21 protein-coding genes are annotated in these 19,168 nt (G+C 48.5%); 16 read left to right on the forward strand and 5 right to left on the reverse strand.

What is annotated here, in order from left to right; all coding sequences use genetic code 11:
* The first annotated feature begins 95 nt into the window (after positions 1 to 95).
* The 13 genes from rsxB (at position 96) to MMOL_RS09975 (ending at position 10,231) form a co-directional block, all read left to right on the forward strand.
* Positions 96 to 698, forward strand: a complete 603-nt coding sequence (gene rsxB / locus MMOL_RS09915) for an electron transport complex subunit RsxB (RefSeq protein ID WP_015832893.1) — start codon at positions 96 to 98, stop codon at positions 696 to 698.
* A complete protein-coding gene (gene rsxC / locus MMOL_RS09920) occupies positions 695 to 2,608 on the forward strand; it encodes an electron transport complex subunit RsxC (RefSeq protein ID WP_015832894.1) in 1,914 nt (637 codons plus the stop codon). The genes rsxB and rsxC overlap by 4 nt, the downstream gene beginning before the upstream one ends.
* Before the next feature lie 96 nt (positions 2,609 to 2,704).
* A complete protein-coding gene (gene rsxD / locus MMOL_RS09925) occupies positions 2,705 to 3,724 on the forward strand; it encodes an electron transport complex subunit RsxD (protein WP_015832895.1) in 1,020 nt (339 codons plus the stop codon).
* Positions 3,725 to 3,741: 17 nt separating this feature from the next.
* Positions 3,742 to 4,443 carry an electron transport complex subunit RsxG gene (gene rsxG / locus MMOL_RS09930; protein ID WP_015832896.1) on the forward strand — a complete coding sequence of 234 codons (702 nt, stop codon included), beginning with the start codon at positions 3,742 to 3,744 and terminating at the stop codon, positions 4,441 to 4,443.
* Positions 4,444 to 4,452: 9 nt separating this feature from the next.
* Entirely contained in the window at positions 4,453 to 5,145 is a 693-nt protein-coding gene (locus tag MMOL_RS09935; protein ID WP_015832897.1) for an electron transport complex subunit E, read from the forward strand.
* Between the two features lie 17 nt (positions 5,146 to 5,162).
* Positions 5,163 to 5,828 carry an endonuclease III gene (gene nth / locus MMOL_RS09940; RefSeq protein WP_015832898.1) on the forward strand — a complete coding sequence of 222 codons (666 nt, stop codon included), beginning with the start codon at positions 5,163 to 5,165 and terminating at the stop codon, positions 5,826 to 5,828.
* On the forward strand, positions 5,825 to 6,904 hold the full coding sequence (locus MMOL_RS09945) for an FIST C-terminal domain-containing protein (protein WP_015832899.1): 1,080 nt from the start codon (positions 5,825 to 5,827) through the stop codon (positions 6,902 to 6,904). Before nth ends, MMOL_RS09945 begins: the two co-directional genes overlap by 4 nt.
* Positions 6,905 to 6,911: 7 nt before the next feature.
* Complete coding sequence (locus MMOL_RS09950; RefSeq protein WP_015832900.1) at positions 6,912 to 7,349, forward strand: DUF1841 family protein; 438 nt, start codon at positions 6,912 to 6,914, stop codon at positions 7,347 to 7,349.
* A 1-nt stretch (position 7,350) separates the two neighbouring features.
* The gene (locus MMOL_RS09955) at positions 7,351 to 7,908 is read left to right on the forward strand and encodes a sigma-70 family RNA polymerase sigma factor (protein WP_015832901.1); all 558 of its coding nucleotides are present in this window, start codon (positions 7,351 to 7,353) and stop codon (positions 7,906 to 7,908) included.
* A 9-nt stretch (positions 7,909 to 7,917) separates the two neighbouring features.
* Entirely contained in the window at positions 7,918 to 8,175 is a 258-nt protein-coding gene (locus MMOL_RS09960; protein ID WP_015832902.1) for a zf-HC2 domain-containing protein, read from the forward strand.
* A 50-nt stretch (positions 8,176 to 8,225) separates the two neighbouring features.
* Entirely contained in the window at positions 8,226 to 8,546 is a 321-nt protein-coding gene (locus tag MMOL_RS09965) for an HvfA family oxazolone/thioamide-modified RiPP metallophore (protein WP_015832903.1), read from the forward strand.
* 20 nt (positions 8,547 to 8,566) lie between these two features.
* Positions 8,567 to 9,469 carry an HvfB family MNIO-type RiPP peptide maturase gene (locus MMOL_RS09970; RefSeq protein WP_015832904.1) on the forward strand — a complete coding sequence of 301 codons (903 nt, stop codon included), beginning with the start codon at positions 8,567 to 8,569 and terminating at the stop codon, positions 9,467 to 9,469.
* A 15-nt stretch (positions 9,470 to 9,484) separates the two neighbouring features.
* A complete protein-coding gene (locus tag MMOL_RS09975; RefSeq protein ID WP_015832905.1) occupies positions 9,485 to 10,231 on the forward strand; it encodes an HvfC family RiPP maturation protein in 747 nt (248 codons plus the stop codon).
* Between the two features lie 83 nt (positions 10,232 to 10,314).
* Here MMOL_RS09975 and MMOL_RS09980 read toward each other — a convergent pair whose 3' ends face one another.
* From MMOL_RS09980 to MMOL_RS09990, 3 genes are all read right to left on the reverse strand, one after another.
* Positions 10,315 to 10,509 carry a DUF1289 domain-containing protein gene (locus MMOL_RS09980; protein WP_015832906.1) on the reverse strand — a complete coding sequence of 65 codons (195 nt, stop codon included), beginning with the start codon at positions 10,507 to 10,509 and terminating at the stop codon, positions 10,315 to 10,317.
* Positions 10,510 to 10,580: 71 nt separating this feature from the next.
* Positions 10,581 to 13,310, reverse strand: coding sequence for a preprotein translocase subunit SecA (gene secA / locus MMOL_RS09985; RefSeq protein WP_015832907.1), 2,730 nt, complete (start codon positions 13,308 to 13,310; stop codon positions 10,581 to 10,583).
* A gap of 143 nt (positions 13,311 to 13,453) precedes the next feature.
* Positions 13,454 to 14,428: a M23 family metallopeptidase gene (locus tag MMOL_RS09990; RefSeq protein WP_015832908.1), complete on the reverse strand. Its 975-nt coding sequence runs from the start codon at positions 14,426 to 14,428 to the stop codon at positions 13,454 to 13,456.
* Between the two features lie 76 nt (positions 14,429 to 14,504).
* On the opposite strand from MMOL_RS09990, the gene MMOL_RS09995 reads away from it, so the two are divergent.
* The 3 genes from MMOL_RS09995 to MMOL_RS10005 all read left to right on the forward strand — a co-directional run bounded on the left by MMOL_RS09995 (position 14,505) and on the right by MMOL_RS10005 (position 18,081).
* On the forward strand, positions 14,505 to 14,924 hold the full coding sequence (locus tag MMOL_RS09995; RefSeq protein WP_015832909.1) for a DciA family protein: 420 nt from the start codon (positions 14,505 to 14,507) through the stop codon (positions 14,922 to 14,924).
* A gap of 264 nt (positions 14,925 to 15,188) precedes the next feature.
* Positions 15,189 to 17,216 carry a sodium-translocating pyrophosphatase gene (locus tag MMOL_RS10000; RefSeq protein WP_015832910.1) on the forward strand — a complete coding sequence of 676 codons (2,028 nt, stop codon included), beginning with the start codon at positions 15,189 to 15,191 and terminating at the stop codon, positions 17,214 to 17,216.
* 172 nt (positions 17,217 to 17,388) lie between these two features.
* Positions 17,389 to 18,081 carry a VIT1/CCC1 transporter family protein gene (locus tag MMOL_RS10005; RefSeq protein WP_015832911.1) on the forward strand — a complete coding sequence of 231 codons (693 nt, stop codon included), beginning with the start codon at positions 17,389 to 17,391 and terminating at the stop codon, positions 18,079 to 18,081.
* Between the two features lie 119 nt (positions 18,082 to 18,200).
* On the opposite strand, the gene ppa is transcribed toward MMOL_RS10005, so the two are convergent.
* Complete coding sequence (gene ppa / locus MMOL_RS10010; protein WP_015832912.1) at positions 18,201 to 18,749, reverse strand: inorganic diphosphatase; 549 nt, start codon at positions 18,747 to 18,749, stop codon at positions 18,201 to 18,203.
* A gap of 103 nt (positions 18,750 to 18,852) precedes the next feature.
* The gene (locus MMOL_RS10015) at positions 18,853 to 19,146 is read right to left on the reverse strand and encodes a YkvA family protein (protein WP_041928855.1); all 294 of its coding nucleotides are present in this window, start codon (positions 19,144 to 19,146) and stop codon (positions 18,853 to 18,855) included.
* Positions 19,147 to 19,168: the final 22 nt, after the last annotated feature.

Here is a 19,168-nt window from a genome sequence, read left to right on the forward strand (position 1 = left end):
TGTTTGAATTAGCGGTGGTAGAGGCACGTTAAACAGCCGCATCAAGAATTAAAAACAATTAGCCATTTTTTATTTAAAAACAATCAAAAAGCGATATGTTACTCACTTCCATCTACGTCATGCTTGGGCTAGCCTTGGTGCTAGGTGCGTTGCTAGGCATTGCAGCACTACTGTTTAAAGTAGAGGGCGACCCACTGGTGGCTCGCATTGATGCCATTTTGCCGCAAACCCAATGCGGCCAATGCGGTTACCCTGGCTGCAAGCCCTACGCAACGGCTATTGCCAATGGTGAAGCAGACATCAACCAGTGTCCGCCCGGTGGTGATGCTGGCGTACACGCGCTGGCTGATTTACTTGGCGTAGAGTATAAGCCTCTCAATGCGGAGCACGGCTTACCCAAGCCCAAAGCGGTTGCTTTTATTGATGAAGCCACGTGCATAGGCTGCACCTTATGTATTCAGGCCTGTCCGGTTGATGCCATCTTGGGCGCAGCTAAACACATGCATACGATTATTGCATCTGAATGCACGGGCTGCGAACTATGCTTGGCACCATGCCCAGTAGACTGCATCAGCATGCAACCACTGGCCGAAACCCCTGATAACTGGAAATGGAAGTATCCGGTATTTCCTATCAAGGTACTACCTGCAAATCCTGACGCAAAACCTGGCACAAATACTGATAGGGTGTCGTCATGAACACCATTATGCAATTTGCCAGTAAGCTGATGAAAAGCCTCGCTACCAATGCGGCTAGCGAGGTACATAAGTTTCATGGTGGCGTACACCCAGATGAGCATAAACATGAGTCCACCACGCGCCCGATTGCACAACTGCCGATACCGGAAACCCTGACCCTGCCATTACGCCAGCACGTGGGTTACATTCCTAAACTCAAGGTGAAAGTAGGCGATTACGTTTTAAAAGGTGAAATGCTGGCCGAGGCCGAAGGCACTGTGTCTGCCGCTATCCACGCACCGACTTCAGGCACCATTACTGCGATTGCTGAGGCCGTCATTCCGCACCCCTCCGGCCTGCCCGATATTTGCGTCAGCCTGCAGCCGGACGGTAAAGACCTATGGAAACCATTAACACCGATAGACTGGAAGCATACCGCGCACAATGAGTTGATTACTAGCCTGCGCACCTCTGGCATCGTGGGTCTGGGCGGCGCCACCTTCCCCACCCACATCAAGCTGCGTAAAGATGGAGCATCAGCCATCCATACCTTAATCATCAACGCAGCCGAGTGCGAGCCTTACATCACCTGTGATGACATGTTGATGCGCGAACGTGCTGATGAAATTATACAAGGCATCGCAATCGCCCAGCATTTACTGAGGGCAACAGCAGTGGTGATTGGTATCGAAGACAACAAGCCTGCGGCCGCCCACGCCATGACAGCCGCCAGCCAAACTTTGGCTAACGTAACCGTCACCACAGTGCCCACCCTTTACCCTAGTGGCGATGCGCGCCGACTCATCCATTTACTGCTGGGCGTAGAAGTACCGCATCACAAACGCTCAACCGAGGTTGGCATTCAGGTATTTAACGTAGCCACCGTACTCGCGCTTTATCGCTATTTTACTTTTGGCGAGCCCAGCGTCAGCCGTATTGTTACCGTCACCGGTAATGTAGCATCGCCACAAAACTTTGAGGTTTTGTTAGGTACCCCCATGCCATTATTAATCGCAGCAGCAGGTGGAGCCAAAGCAGATACCACGCACTATGTGATGGGCGGGCCGATGATGGGCTTTGATTTACCCAGTCTCAATGTGCCGGTTACTAAAGCGGCTAATTGCATTATTGCCGCCAGCCCCAACTTATTTGCACCACCGCCGCCAGCCCAGCCGTGCATACGTTGCACACGCTGTGCAGACGCGTGCCCAGTTAATTTGCAGCCGCAAGAACTGTATTGGTTTGCTAAGTCTGACAATTTTGAGAAAGCAAGAGATTACAAGCTATTTGATTGTATCGAATGTGGCTGCTGCACTTATGTGTGTCCTAGCAATATTCCGCTCGTGCAATACTATCGCTACGCGAAAAGCGAGATTATTGCGCTGGACAAAGCGCAGGAAGCGGCTGACTTGGCGCGTGAGCGCAATGACTTTAGGTTAGCCCGCATTGAACGCGAGAAAATGGAACGGGCGCAAAAACACGCAGAGCGGGCAGCTGCAGCCAAAAACAATGCCGCGCAACCCGAGTCAGCAGAAGCCGATAAAGCAGCAAGCAATCCCGACGCAGTAGAGGCGAAAAAAGCCGCCATTGCTGCAGCGGTAGAACGGGCAAGAGCACTCAAGCTAGCCGCAGCCTCCGGCGATGCGGCTAACGCTGGCAACGAACAGCCACTAGCGGAGCAAAGCAGTAACGAGACAAAACCAGATAGCACCACAATAGTAGACAGTGACGCCCAAGCAAAAATAGATAAAAAGGCGTTGATTGCTGCCGCGATGGAGCGCGCCAAAGCGCAAAAACTGGCGGCAGCGCAGATTGGTGCTGCCCCTAAAAACACAGAAAACCTCAGCGCCAAGGTGAAAGCTGAGATTGATGAGATAGAAGCCATACGCGCCAAAGCACAGCAAATGGTGCAAGATAAAACACCTGATTAAATACAGCACTTAATTTAGTGCGCCTGATTGATGACTAACATACGCTACGGCTACGACATATTTGCTACACAATAGCTGCTAAATAGGATACGACGATTGAACCGCTCACCATACATTACAGACGCGCCTAGCGTAAGCATGATTATGCTCAAAGTACTGCTGGCGCTGGTACCGGGCATCATTGCTTATGCATGGGTTTACGGTGCGGGCATATTGCTTACGCTCACGCTTGCCACCATCACCGCATTAATCACCGAGGCTGCTATTTTAAAAATCAGACAGAGGCCAATTGCTCCTAGCCTGGCAGACCTTAGCGCTGTGGTTACGGCATGGCTGTTGGCATTAGCGCTACCGCCACTCGCCCCTTGGTGGATCGTGGTGGTGGGAACGTTATTTGCCATTGCCATTGCCAAACAACTCTATGGCGGCTTAGGCTACAATCCGTTCAACCCAGCCATGGTAGGTTACGCCGTGCTGTTGATTTCTTTTCCGGTCATCATGACCAAATGGCCAGCCCCGCTTGAGCTGGCGACAACGCCATTAAGCTGGGCCGAACAATTCAGGTTCATTTTGGGCAATGCATTACCCGCGGGCGTGCAATTAGACGCCGTCACCTCGGCCACGCCGCTAGACTACCTCAAAACACAGCGCATGCTGCAACAAGAAGTCACCACTATTTCACAAGCACCTATTTTTGGTCACTTTGGCGCTAAAGGTGGGGAGATCGTCACGGCAGCGTATTTGCTAGGTGGCCTGTATTTACTGCAACAACGCATCATCTCCTGGCATTTACCTGCAGCGTTTATTGCCGCACTTGCGTTAATTTCCTTGGTGTTCAGCACGGTCAACCCTGGCCAATTTGCAGGTCCTGGCCTGCACTTAATGGCTGGCGCTTCCATGTTAGGCGCGTTCTTTATTATTACTGACCCGGTCAGCGGCCCAACCACACCTAACGGCAAACTATACTTTGCGGCCGGCGCAGGGGTACTCACCTATTTGATTCGCGTGTATGGCGGCTATCCGGATGGCGTTGCTTTTGCGGTGTTAATCATGAACATGTGCGTGCCATTGATTGATGCACATACCCAGCCACGTGTATTTGGCCATAAACGTTAACGACGAGTAGCACGACAATGTCAGAAAACATTATTAAACACGCAATTAAAACAGCAGGCACGCTCACGGCGTTTGCACTAGTGGGCACGGCCATCCTAGCTTACATCTTTATCATCACGCGCGCGCCGATTGAAGCAAGCGAGGCGGAAGCTCGCTTGGCGCTGTTTGCACAAATCTTGCCGCATGACACTTACAACAATGATTTACTTAAATCAGAACTCACTATCCCACCCAATGCCTTACTGGGCAACCATGTTCCCAGCAAAGCCAACATTGCCAAATTAGGGGATAAAACTGTGGGCGTTATCCTAGAGGCGATTGCGCACGACGGCTACGCTGGCGATATCAAGCTGCTGCTTGCCATCCGCGCAGATGGCTCGATTAGCGGTGTGCGTGTGCTCACACACAAAGAAACACCGGGGTTAGGTGATTACATCGAAATTGAACGTAATGCCTGGATCACACAGTTTAGCAATGAATCTTTGGCTAAAACCGCTGCCAAAGATTGGGCAGTAACTAAAGATGGCGGCAAGTTTGAATACATGGCTGGTGCTACAATTACCCCACGTGCCATCGTAAAAGCGGCAGCTAAGGCATTACAGTTTTTTAATGAGAACAAGCCGTTGTTATTGGAAAACAAGACAACAGATAATATGCCGCCAAGCAAAGATGCAAAGCACGAACACAAAGCTCAATCGCAGAGCAAAGTCGCAAAGTAAGGAAGCAACATGAGCCTCTATAAAGAAATCACCTTGAATGGGATTTGGAAACAAAACCCGGGCGTAGTACAGCTATTGGGCTTGTGTCCAACCTTAGCCGTCACCACCAGTGTCGTCAACGGGATTAGCCTGGGTCTAGCCACGGTGTTTGTAATGGCGGCAGCCAATGGCACGATTTCTCCCGTACGCAAATACGTACCCAACGAGATTCGCGTACCTGTATTTATTCTGGTGATTGCGGCTCTGGTGACCGTGATTGATTTATCCATCAATGCGTTTGCGCACCAGTTGCACAAGGTTTTGGGTATTTTCATCCCATTAATTGTAGTGAACTGCATCGTGCTGGCGCGCGTAGAATCATTTGCCGCTAAAAATTCGCCTATACCATCTATCTTGGACGGGTTGATGATGGGTCTAGGCTTAACCTTGGTACTAGGTTTACTAGGCGGCATGCGTGAGCTTGTGGGTAAGGGCACCCTATTTTCTGGCCTCGATCTGGTCTTTGGGCCTGCAGCCAAACAGTTTGTGCTCACGGTCGTTCCCGACTATCACGGTTTTCTGTTAGCAGTGTTGCCGCCCGGTGCATTTCTAGGCTTAGGCATGCTGATTGCGGCACGCAATTGGATGGAGATCAGAAACAAGGCCAATGCGGCCGATGACCACGCAGCCTCACCAGCACTGCAGCCGGCACTGCGCCCTTAATCTATCAAGCACGTCCTATGAATGCAGAAAAACGCTTAGAAATCTTTAAACGCTTAAAGTTAGCCATTCCTAATCCTGCCACTGAGTTAAATTACAGCAACACTTTTGAGTTGCTGATTGCGGTAATGCTATCGGCACAGGCCACGGATAAAAGCGTTAATCTAGCTACCGGCAAGCTGTTTCCCGTGGCCAACACGCCCGAAAGCATGTTGGCATTAGGGTTGGACCGTTTAGAGCATTACATTAAAACCATAGGCTTGTACCGCTCTAAAGCCAAAAATGTTTTGGCCACCTGTCAAATACTGATACAGCAGCATCAATCACAAGTGCCAAACTCACGCAGTGCATTAGAGGCATTGCCCGGCGTTGGTCGCAAAACCGCCAACGTGGTACTGAACACAGCATTTGGTGAGCCGACCATTGCCGTAGACACGCACTTATTCAGATTAGGCAACCGCATCAAACTTGCCACAGGTAAAACCGTGCTGGACGTGGAAAAGAAATACGTCAAAACCATCCCAGCAGAGTTTATGCAGGATGCGCATCATTTGCTCATTTTGCATGGACGCTATGTATGTACCGCGCGCAAACCTAAATGTGCAGAATGCTGCATAGAGGACCTATGCGAATACCAGGCAAAGGAATACCACTTGCCAGCTAGCGTTAAACCCACCAGTAAATGAAAGTTGCTACCAGCATTGTATTAGGCCGCCAAGCCCTGCCCGCACTAGCTGCGCAGGCTGTTACCAATGCCATGCACAAAGCCGACATCACCAGCGCCAACGCAGTATTGCTGTTATTAACTTCAGAGTTCGCCAGCAACCCGCAAGCCGCCATCAAAGCGGCGGCTAAGGCGGCAGCTTGCACACAGGTAGCAGGCTGCTCAGCAACCGGTATTTTTACTGAAGAAGACTGGGTGCTAGATACCCCCGCCGCAGCCGCCATGGTGTTTGGCGGCGACATTAAGCTTGAGCTAGCTCGCCATAACCACGAGCAGCAGCCACTCCTCACCATCGCCGCACCAAGCGCAATGAACAGCACTTGGTTAGACCATCATACCCGCTACGGCGGCATATCTGGCGATGTGACCGGACAAGGCCCATTCTCCGTATGGCAAAATGCAAAAGGTGATGTCACCGGCCATATCGAGATGTTTATCTCTGGCGTGAACATGGCAACCAAGGCAGCGCATGGCTTAAGCTTGATCAGCACCCCGAAATTAGTACAAGCCAGCCAGCAGTTTGATCTGCAGCAGCTGGGCAGACATAAAGCGTCCAGTTCATTACAAAAAGCATGGGATAGCTATCGGCAAACGCTAGAACCCCTACCCCCGCATTTGATCATGGCCGTATACGCCGACAGTGCAGAAGAAATTCTGCAAGGAAACTACCAGCAAACCACGATTATCAGCTGCGACGAAGCTGACGGCAGCATTACGCTCGCTCACTCAGTGCCTGTAGGGCAATATTTAAGCTGGGCACTGCGGGATGCCGACAGCGCCCAGGCCGACATGATGCTAGCCGCAAACACGCTTGCCACAGAGTTGGGCAATACCCCGGATTTTGGCTTATTATTTTCATGCCTAGGGCGCGGCCCTTATCTATACAACGGTGAGGACTTGGACTTAAAAGTCGTGACAAAACGCTTCCCCAATATGCCATTATTAGGCTTTTATGGTAACGGTGAAATTGCCTGTATTAATGGGCAAAACAAACTGCTGCCGTACTCTACCGTACTTTCATTATTTTCAGCGTTATAGGTATTTTATGAGTTTATATAACCCCAGCCGCGACCAAGCCAGACAATTCTTATTTGACGCGTGGGCCAAATTTAAACAGCACACCCCGCTCACAGACTTAGAGAAGATTGCAGTCGAAGTGATGCAAATGCATCCTGAATATCACGCAATATTAGATGCACCTGAGCGCTACATGCAGCAACAGTACTTTCCTGAAATGGGAGAAACCAATCCATTTCTGCACTTAAGCCTGCATCTATCCGTGATTGAGCAAATAGCTATCAACCAGCCCATCGGCATCAAAGCTATTTACGAACAGCTCAAGCAAAAGCACAACGACCAGCACCTAGCGCAGCATGATATCTTGGATTGCCTCGCCGAAACTATTTGGCAGTCACAGCGCAACAATACACCGTTAGACTCGGCACATTACCTAGGCCTGTTACAGCAAAGAGTGGCGGCCTAATATGCACAGCAACGTTAACGATTGGCTGCACGAGCATGGGGATTACCTATATCGCTTTGCCTTGGCACGCTTAAAGGATACGCATCAGGCGGAGGACGCCGTGCAGGAAACCATGCTCGCCGCTATTAAGCACAATAGCTTTGGCGGCGACTCATCGGTGCGCACCTGGCTCACCGGCATACTCAAACATAAAATAGTGGATATACAACGTAAACTGATACGCGAGCAGCCAATATCAGACCTTATTGGTTTAGACGCTGGTGATGATGCAATGGACGATTTTTTTGATAAAACCGGCCACTGGCTAGATAAACCGCAATCGTTTGACATGCCAGACCATGCGCTGGAACAAAGCCAGTTTCTTAGCGTGCTGGATGATTGCATGCAAAAACTACCGAAGAAGTTGAAAGCCATTTTTATGTTACGCGACGTGCATGAAATGGAAAATGAAAATATTTGTAAGGAACTGGAGATTACGCCGACCAATGCTTGGGTAATGTTATATAGAGCTAGGATGGTGTTAAGAAAATGTTTAGAGTTGAATTGGGTTAAAGGCTAGGTGATTGATATGATGACCTGTAAACAAGCCAGCAAACTCATCTCGCAATCTCTAGACCGTCCTTTATCTTGGTCTGAACTTATGCGGTTAAAACTGCATCTGATGATTTGCAACGCATGTAGCCGATTTAAAAAACAATTGAATCTACTGCGTGTAGCATTGCACAATATCAGAACCAATATAGAAAACGATAGCGCTATTACGCTCCCATTAGCAGCAAAGGCGAGAATTATTGATCAGATAGAAGCTGATCAGCAATCTCAGTAACTTTCATTAATTGCAATCAATAGTAACTTCTTTAATTAAAGGAAACGATGATGAACAAAACACAAAAAACCATTTCTCTTGCAATCGGTGGCGCACTGGCACTTTCTGTTGCGGTAGCAAATGCAGCAGAAAACCCATTTGCATTAAAAACCCTAGCCACGGGCTACCAAGTAGCAGATGCGCACGACACCAAGGCGGCCGATGGCAAATGTGGCACGGGTAAATGTGGTACCGCAGAAAAAGCCAAAGAAATGAAAATGAAAGATGCAAAATGCGGCACCAGCAAAACTGGCAGCGCAGAAAAAGCTAAAGAAGGCTCCTGTGGCGGTGAAAAAGCCAAAGAAGGCTCATGCAGTGGTGAGAAAAAATAATCATCACCAACCTATAGTGCATGATGAATCGCAGTCATATTCATGGCGCAGGTCTGGGGTTGAAGCGTGAGCTGATACCCCAGATTCAGTCACACCATAACCAAACACTAATTTCCAACATCCAATTTGTTGAGATTGCGCCAGAAAACTGGATAGACGCCGGGAGCAAAGCAAGCAAACAGCTAGATTGGTTTGCCGCACGCTACCCCATCGTGTGTCATGGCCTATGCTTATCCCTAGGGGGTATCAGCCCGCTTAATACTGATTTTCTACAGCTCGTTAAGCAGTTCTTAAATCGTTACAACATTGATATCTACACCGAGCATCTAAGCTATTGCACCGATGCCTACCAAGGCAAGCAGGGCTATTTATATGACTTGTTGCCTATCCCCTTTACCGAGGAAGCAGTGCACTATGTGGCGCAGCGCATCCGCCAGACCCAAGACCTACTGGGGCGGCGTATAGGCATAGAAAACGCCTCATATTATGCGGCAGCCCCCATCTCGGAAATGAGCGAACTGACCTTTCTTAATGCAGTTCTCAGCGAAGCTGATTGCATGCTGCACTTGGATATCAATAATATATACGTTAACAGCATCAACTTTAACTTTGACCCGCTCGCATTTTTGCGTGGCATACCGCAAGAGCGCATTATTTATAGTCATATCGCTGGGCATTACCAACAATCACCAGATTTATTAATTGATACGCACGGTGAAGACGTCATCGACCCGGTCTGGGCACTACTGAAGGATGCTTACGACTTGTTTGGCGTGTTCCCGACCTTACTGGAGCGTGATAACAATATCCCAGCGTTAGATACGCTCATGCAGGAAGTAGACAAAATCGCCGACTTGCAACGTCAGGCGATTCCACGTAGCAGCAAGCCGAATACAACAACACTCACATCGCTGATAGTTTGAATTAATCTTATCGCCATGACCGATACCCTGCCCAGCTTCCAACAATACCAGCTAGCGTTTACCGCTCGCATACGCGACCCACGCAATCAGCCGCTGCCAAAGGATGTTGTGCCTGAGCGCATGGCGGTTTATGACGAAATTGTATTTAACAATCTGCTAGAGTCTGTATCAGCATGTTTTCCGGTTGCACGTAAAACCATAGGCAAAGCAGCCTGGCTAAGGCTGGTACAAGCCTTCTTAAAAGAGCACTCAGCCAACACTCCGCTTTTTCGTAAAGTTCCAGAAGAATTTCTGACCTTCTTACAACACAGCAAGCTGGCATTAGCTCCATATCTACAGGCACTATGCCACTATGAGTGGATAGAACTTTACCTCAGCTCCTTACCAGCGCTCGACAGCACATCAGCAAACACGCACGGTGACTTGGCGCAGCAACCACTAGTTTTTACGCCGGCAATGCAACTACTCAGTTACGACTATGCCGTGCATAGAATCTCCCCTAGGCACAAACCCAAGAGCCAAGAACCCACCTACTTGCTGGTACATCGTGATGCAAACGATAAGGTTAAATTTATCGAGCTTAACCCGATGACATTCAAACTGCTTACTTTATTAAAATCTGGGGAAGTGACTGCGGAACAAGCACTGATTATGCTTGCGGATGAATTAAAACACCCCCAACCACAAATCATTATGCAATTTGGATTGGGAGTTTTACTAGACTTACAAAACCAGGGAATTATCCTAGGCACTACTTACTAATTACATCAAGTATTAGCCACACAAACTATTGGCTAGCTCAAAGCTGGCATCCACGTTGGCAGAGAGCTAATGCTAAATCTTAGTTAATCAAAATTAACCGTCTCGCTTTGACGTGTTTCCAATACAGATAGCAGATCCTTCTGCTCAGTTGGCTGCATATCCCACCAGCCTCTGATTTCCGCTATGGTACGGTAACAACCATTGCAAAAGCCGCTTGTTTCGTCAATGCTGCAAACCCCGATACAAGGGGATTGCACTTCTACTGTATTGTCTGACATTACTAACTCTATTCTTTATTTATACGCTATTGATTAACTAGGTACGCTTTACGCTTTAACTCAGCACATTATTAACTAAGTACACCGTGGCACTGCTTGTATTTCTTGCCAGAACCACATGGGCATAAGTCATTACGGCCAACCTTCACACCGTCACGTACTATCGGCTGCGATGCGGCTACATTCACCTCACCGTCATCAGCAGCATCACCTGCCAAAGCTTCCGCGTAGTCAGCGTGCTGGTATTGCACATTTTCCACTTCAACCGGACGCTCCACCGCTTCCACATCAGCCTCAGTTTTTACTTGTACCAGCATAGTAACTTTAGTCACTTCTGTTTTAATGGTATCGAGCAAGCCTGCAAACAGCTCAAATGCCTCACGTTTATATTCCTGCTTAGGATTTTTTTGCGCATAAGAACGTAAGTGAATACCTTGACGCAGATGGTCTAACGCAGCCAAATGCTCACGCCAGTGGTTATCTAGGCTTTGCAGCATGACTGAACGCTCGAACTGACGCAAGATATCTGGGCTAGCCAACTCTTCTTTTGCCTGATAAGCCGCATTGGCCGCAGCAAGGATACGCTCACGCAAGGTCTCTTCGTGCAGGTCTGGATTTTCTTCCAGCATTTTTTGCAGTCCGATTTCCAAACCAAGGTCAGCTTTCAACTCACGCTCCAGCGCCGGCACATCCCACAACTCTTCCACGCTGTCTGGCGGGATATGGGTAGCCACCATATTCATGATGACATCTTCACGCATGGCTTTCACCGTATCACCTACGTCAACTGCTTCCAACAACTCATTACGTTGCTCGTAGATCACCTTACGCTGGTCATTAGATACATCATCAAACTCTAATAACTGTTTACGGATATCAAAGTTACGGCCTTCTACCTTACGCTGTGCGTTTTCAATCGCACGCGTGACCCAAGGGTGCTCAATCGCTTCACCATCCGGCATATTCAGCTTACCCATAATCGCTGACACGCGATCAGAAGCAAAAATTCTTAATAGCTGGTCTTCTAAAGACAGATAGAAGCGGCTAGAACCCACGTCACCTTGGCGGCCTGAACGTCCACGCAGCTGATTATCTACGCGGCGTGATTCATGGCGCTCGGTACCCACAATATGTAAACCGCCAGCAGCCAGTACCGCAGCATGCACTTGCTGCCAATCCGCTTTAATTTCAGCGATGCGGCTTTCTTTCTGCGCATCGGTCAATGAGGCATCGTCATGCACTGCAGCGATTTCCGGCTCAGGGTTACCGCCCAATACGATGTCGGTACCACGACCCGCCATGTTGGTAGCGATAGTAATCACACCAGGACGACCAGCCTGCACAATAATGTGCGCCTCGCGCTCGTGCTGTTTTGCATTCAATACTTGATGCTCCAGCTTAGCTTCCGTCAGCAATTTCGAAATCAACTCAGAGTTCTCAATCGAAGTAGTACCTACCAACACTGGCTGGCCGCGGCTTTGGCAATCCTTGATATCTAAGATCACAGCCTCGTATTTCTCACGAGAGGTTCTATACACTTTATCCATCGCGTCTTTACGCTGCATAGCGCGATGCGTAGGGATAACCACGGTTTCTAAACCATAAATCTGGTTAAATTCGTAAGCTTCGGTATCGGCAGTACCGGTCATGCCAGAAAGCTTGCTGTACATACGGAAGTAGTTTTGGAAAGTAATCGAGGCCAGTGTTTGGTTCTCTTTTTGAATTTCCACGCCTTCTTTTGCCTCAACTGCCTGATGCAAACCATCAGACCAGCGGCGACCTGCCATCATACGACCAGTGAATTCATCCACAATCACAATCTCGCCATCACGCACGACATAGTGCTGATCGCGATGGTAAAGGTTACGTGCACGTAACGAAGCGTACAAGTGATGCACTAAGGTAATATTAGAGGCCTCGTATAAGCTTGAGCCCTCAGCCAGCAAGCCAGCCTCTGCCAATATCGCTTCAGCGTGCTCATGCCCTTGTTCAGACATCACAACATTCTGTGCTTTTTCATCCACCCAGAAGTCGCCTTCGCCCTCTTCTTCTTTTTGTGGGACCAGCTTAGCGGCGACTTCATTGATTTGTGTATAAAGTGCAACGCTATCATCCGCTTGACCTGAAATAATCAGCGGGGTGCGAGCCTCGTCAATCAGAATCGAGTCCACCTCATCAATTAAGGCATAACTCAACCCGCGCTGCACACGCTCCTCACGGCTGTAAACCATGTTGTCGCGCAGGTAGTCGAAACCAAATTCGTTGTTGGTACCATAAGTAATATCCGCTGCATAAGCTGCACGTTTCGCTTCATTCGGCATTTGCGATAAGTTGATACCTATCGATAAACCTAAAAAGTTGTAAAGCTTACCCATCCACTCCGCGTCGCGCTTTGCTAGGTAATCGTTCACGGTAATCACGTGTACGCCCCTACCGGTAATCGCGTTTAGGTAAGTAGGCAATGTTGCCACCAGAGTTTTACCCTCACCGGTACGCATCTCGGAAATCTTACCCGCGTTCAGTACCATACCGCCGATCAACTGCACATCAAAGTGGCGCATGCCTAGGGCACGGCGGCCACCTTCGCGCACTACGGCAAACGCTTCCGGCAGTAAACTATCCAAAGATTCGCCATTGGCAAAACGCTGCTTAAATTCCTCTGTTTTCGCGCGTAGGCCATCATCACTCAAGGCCTGCATTGCAGGCTCTAATGCATTAATTTGTTCTACTTTCTGTGCATATTGCTTAACCAGCCTGTCGTTACGGCTACCGAATAATTTTTTGAACAACGTAGATATCATGAAATGAAATACTTTCCGCTAGAGGATAAACAACTTTAAATTGAGTAAAGATTGAAATTAAGTGTGAGATTGTAAACTCGAAATGCCTGACAGGTAATAAATCATTAGGAATTAAATGGGGTTTATTTTGATTATTTCAAGTGTTAGCGCGATGCACTCAGGTATTTTCTTGGATCTAGGGGGTTACCGTTCAGCCTGATCTCATAATGCAGATGCGGCCCGGTCGAGCGCCCAGTGCTCCCCACCTCGGCAATCACCTGCCCTTTTGCCACGCGCTGGCCTACGCTCACTAGTAGCTTGGAGGCATGGGCGTAGCGTGTCTCTAAGCCAGAGCCATGGTCAATCTTGACGATTTTACCATAGTCGGGCGTCTGCTCAGCCGTAGACACAATGCCGCCAGCTGCCGCATAAATCGCAGTGCCAGTTGCGGCGGTAAAGTCTAAACCCTCATGAAAAGCTTTGCTGCCGTTAAACGGGTCTAAACGCCAGCCAAAACTAGACGAATTAAACGCGGCATTTACCGGGCTGCTGTTGGGCAAGGTGTTTTTTAACACGCTTTGCTGCAGCAGTTTAGCTTCTATATCACTTAAATATTCGGTTTTGAGCTCGATTTTCGTCATCAACTCGGCAATCTTGCTTTGCAACTCCACCTCGGATAACGGTGCACTTTGCACTAACGGTCCGCCCTGGTTGGCACCAAGTGCTGTGTTGGCCACAGGGTTGGCAAGTGCAGGCTCAAGGCTGGAGGTTGGTGAATAGTTTGGCTTAGGGGCAAGGTTAGGTTCTGCTTTACTATTCTGCGTCTGTGCCGCCTTTTTATCGCCCGCCAACCTGGCCAAACGCTCGCTCTGCGCATCTAAGCGCATCATACGTGCCTGCATTTCACCCAACTGTACCGCGTAGGCATCTAAATGTTTTTGTGGGTTGTTGAAAGAAAAGCGTAAATGATGTGGAATCAGTGACTTTACACCCTTCTGTGCAGAAGGCTCCTGTGGCACAATGAACATAAGCATAAACAGGATAGGCAACGTTACCAGTGCAAACACGATCATACCGATTTGCAGTATAGAAAGCGTTTTGGCTTTCGCCATATTATTTGAGACCAAAATGATATTCATACTACCCCTCATCCTTGCCAGCAAACCATAACAGTACTATCAATATAGAACTACCGAGACGGCACCATCAAGCACTATGCAAAGACTTAATACATTATTTAAGCAGCCCGAGTTAAACGAGCTCAATCAGCGCACCCTAGAAGCACAGGCATCGCAAAAAATTTGGACGGAAATTGCGCCTGATGGCTTGGCTAATCATAGCCATGTCAGCAGCATCAAAAACAATCAATTTACCGTATATGCAAACAACAACGCGGTGGCTGCAAAAATTAAGCTTTTAATTCCTAGCTTATTGATTCAGTTAGAAAAGCAAGGGTACGAAGTTACTGCAATTCGTATAAAAGTGCAAGCAAAATCTCAGCCGAAAGTCACGCCAAAATCCACAAAGTCATTGAGTTCAGAAGCAGTGAGTCAACTACAAAAACTAGAGTTGCAGCTGTCTGGCACCACGCTGGGTGACTCACTCAGCAAACTGCTAAAAAACGCCAGAAAATAATCAGGCAAGCGTTGTGATTGTAAGGCACAGTCATGAAGTTACCAGCACCTCTGCTGTTCACCTAGCCTGCTATTGTTCACCCAGCACAATAGTGCAATAATGAAGCTATGTTACATTTTATTTACAAATTTTAAGGAGCATTAAACCTCAACTTAAGCTTTATCTGCAACAGATGTTTTGCACCTGATTTTATTTAGTACCTAGTTTCGTTTTCACGCTAGTTTTATTTTGCAGTTTTAATAAAAATTTAGATAGGGAGAAGTCATGTCAGTCGAACTAATGATTGCCATAGGCGCCGCGATATTAGCGGTACTCTACGGCGCAGTAATGAGTAAGTGGATTACAGGTTTACCAGCTGGCAATGCTCGCATGCAAGAAATTGCCGGTGCCATTCAACAAGGGGCAGCCGCATACCTTGCCCGTCAATACAAAACCATCACCATCGTTGGCATCGTTCTTGCCGTTTTAATCGGGGTATTCCTCAACGCCTCCACCGCTATTGGCTTTGTGTTAGGCGCGGTGCTATCCGGTGCCTGTGGCTTTATTGGCATGAACGTCTCAGTCAAAGCCAATGTACGCACGGCACAAGCCGCTACCAACGGTATTGCACCGGCGCTTAATGTAGCCTTTAACGGTGGCGCTATCACTGGCATGCTGGTGGTTGGCTTAGGCCTACTAGGCGTGACTGGTTTTTATGCGTATTTAGGCGGAGAATCCGCCGCCAACCTGAATCCACTTATCGGCTTGGCATTTGGTTCATCACTCATCTCAATTTTTGCACGGTTAGGTGGCGGCATCTTTACTAAAGGCGCGGATGTTGGCGCTGACTTAGTAGGCAAAGTGGAAGCTGGCATCCCTGAGGATGACCCGCGCAACCCTGCGGTGATTGCCGACAATGTGGGCGACAACGTGGGCGACTGTGCCGGCATGGCGGCAGACTTGTTTGAGACCTATGCGGTCACCTTGATTGCAACGATGGTACTAGGCAGCTTACTGCTCACTAACGCTGGCGCACATGGCGTGATATACCCGCTGATGTTAGGTGCTGTTTCTATAGTGGCATCCATTATTGGCTGTTTCTTTGTTAAGGCTACCCCTGGCATGAAAAACGTGATGCCAGCGCTTTATAAAGGCTTGGCGGTAGCAGGCTTACTATCACTAGTTGCCTTTTATTTTGTCACCACCAAAATGTTCCCCAATGGCGTGACTGCTGGCGAGCTAGCCATTTCTGCCAATCAATTATTTGGTGCTTGTGCCGTTGGCTTAGTATTAACCGCCGCCTTAGTGTGGATTACCGAGTACTATACCGGCACGGACTACGCTCCAGTTAGGCACGTAGCGCAAGCCTCTACTACCGGCCACGCCACCAACATCATTGCTGGCATTGGCATTTCCATGAAGTCTACCGCTTTGCCTGTTATTTCAGTGTGTATCGCCATCTACACCTCCTACCATTTAGCTGGCTTATACGGTGTTGCTATTGCAGCCACCGCCATGCTGAGCATGGCAGGCATTGTGGTGGCGCTAGATGCCTATGGCCCAATTACCGATAATGCTGGCGGCATTGCGGAAATGGCAGAATTACCTAGCAGCGTGCGTGATGTTACCGACCCATTGGACGCGGTAGGCAACACCACCAAGGCCGTGACCAAAGGCTATGCCATTGGCTCTGCTGGTTTAGCGGCGTTAGTGCTATTTGCAGACTACACCCATAAACTAGAAGGCGCCGGCATTGCGGTCAAATTTGACTTAAGTGACCCTATGGTGATTATCGGTTTATTTATTGGTGGCTTGATTCCGTTCCTGTTTGCAGCCATGGCGATGGAAGCGGTAGGACGTGCCGCAGGTGCAGTGGTAGAAGAAGTGCGCCGTCAATTCCGTGATATCAAAGGTATTATGGAAGGCACGGCAAAACCAGAGTACGGCAAAGCTGTTGATATGCTGACCACGGCTGCTATCAAGGAAATGATGGTACCTTCACTCTTACCGGTTGCCGTGCCAGTGGTGGTTGGCCTAACACTTGGCCCTGTCGCGCTTGGCGGCTTGCTAATGGGAACTATTGTGACCGGTTTATTTGTTGCAATCTCGATGTGTACCGGTGGCGGCGCTTGGGACAATGCCAAGAAATATATTGAAGATGGCAATCATGGCGGCAAAGGCTCCGATGCTCACAAAGCCGCTGTGACTGGCGACACCGTGGGTGACCCGTACAAAGATACCGCAGGACCTGCCGTCAACCCATTGATTAAAATCATCAATATCGTGGCCTTACTGATAGTGCCTTTACTATAAAGTAGCGTTACGCAACCTACACTAGGCGGCTTAGGCCGCCCTTTTGTTAGCTCAGCACCAAGTGTAGTTACTTGCGCACCACTAGCCAGAGGGCAATAACCACCGCCACTTAAAAATCAGCATACTTACGTTATACAATCACATTACGTTTAACTTTTAGCAAAGAGTCTACATGCGACACTCTGAATTTCACCGCTCACATCGTATCGGATGGCTACGTGCTGCAGTACTGGGTGCGAATGACGGCATTATTTCAACCGCCAGCCTAATTATAGGCGTTGCCTCCGCTGGTGTTTCCAACGGCAGCATCCTGATTACAGGTATTGCTTGCTTGGTTTCTGGCTCCATGTCGATGGCAGCCGGTGAATATGTTTCTGTGAGCTCACAAGCCGACACCGAGGCCGCAGACCTGGCACGTGAGCGCTTAGAACTGGCGAGTGATCATGAAAGCGAACTGAAAGAGCTTACCGGCATTTATATCAACCGCGGCTTAACTCCGGAGTTGGCTCATCAGGTTGCCGTGCAACTTACCCACCACGATGCACTAGGCGCACACGCTAGAGACGAATTGGGCATTACCGACACGATGAACGCACGCCCACTGCAGGCGGCACTCGCCTCTGCCGCAACCTTCGCCGTCGGCGCGGTGTTACCACTCTTAGTCACCTATCTGGCACCTGCCGCTGACACTGCAATTTATGTAGGGGCATCATCGCTTGCCTTTCTGGCAATATTGGGCGGACTGGCCGCGCAGGCTGGCGGCGCTAATATTACGGCAGGGGTAGCACGTGTTGCATTTTGGGGTGTGGTGGCGATGGCGGCTACAGCTATTGTAGGTAAACTTTTTGGTGTGGTAACAGCTTAAGTTTTCATCTCAACAAGATTTAAACCATACCCTGAATGCAAAAAAGGCAGCCTAAGCTGCCTTTTTCATTTACGCACAAACTGCTATTAACAAATCCGTACTAACCAACCAAGTGTTAATTAGAACGCTGGTTTAACTTGTGCGTTATTGTAGTTCTCTACACTTTGTAAGATTTCTTTTTTAGCTGCTTCGATATCGCCCCAGCCGTTAATCTTCACCCATTTGCCTTTATCTAGATCTTTGTAATGCTCAAAGAAGTGGGCAATCATGTTTAAGCGCCACTCTGAAACATCAGTATGTGATTTCAAATGACCATATAAACCACAAACTTTGTCTACTGGCACTGCTAACACTTTTGCATCCAAACCAGCTTCATCTTCCATCAATAGCACGCCCAATGGACGGCAGCGCACTACCACACCAGGAATCAACGGCACTGGTGTCATTACTAATACGTCAACTGGATCGCCATCATCAGACAAGGTGTGCGGCACATAACCATAGTTGGTTGGGTATTGCATCGCTGTACCCATGAAGCGATCAACAAAAATTGCGCCGCTTTCTTTATCTACTTCATATTTTACTGGATCACCCTGCATAGGAATCTCAATAATCACATTGAAATCGTTAGGGACATCTTTACCGGTCGGCACTTGGTTTAATGACATGGTCTATTCCTAAATATAAATACTACTAATGAATTTTGTAGGCGCAATTATAGCAAGCCCGCAATAAAGTCACAGAAAAAAGTCGTAACAAAGTGTATTGCGCTTAAATCTCACTTGCAACCGCCTGCTGCACTTGCTCTCGGCAACTTTGCAGCACGCTGTGCGGAATTAACAACAGGGCAAGGTATAGTAAAGCGGGAATGATCACCAGTTCGTCAAGCTGGCCCAAGATGGGAATAAAGTCAGGGATTAAATCAAATGGCAGTAATAAATAACCCACAGCCAGCCATAGCAGGCATTTAGCCAGCCAAGGCGTCTGTGGGTGTTTTAATACTAAGCGGTAAACAGCTAGCTCCTGCTTGAGTTGCTTAGCCAGTGATTTAAGTTTTTTTAGCACGTTAAAAAGTAACTCATATTGG

The sequence above is a fragment of the Methylotenera mobilis JLW8 genome (genome assembly GCF_000023705.1).
Taxonomy (GTDB): Bacteria; Pseudomonadota; Gammaproteobacteria; order Burkholderiales; family Methylophilaceae; genus Methylotenera; species Methylotenera mobilis.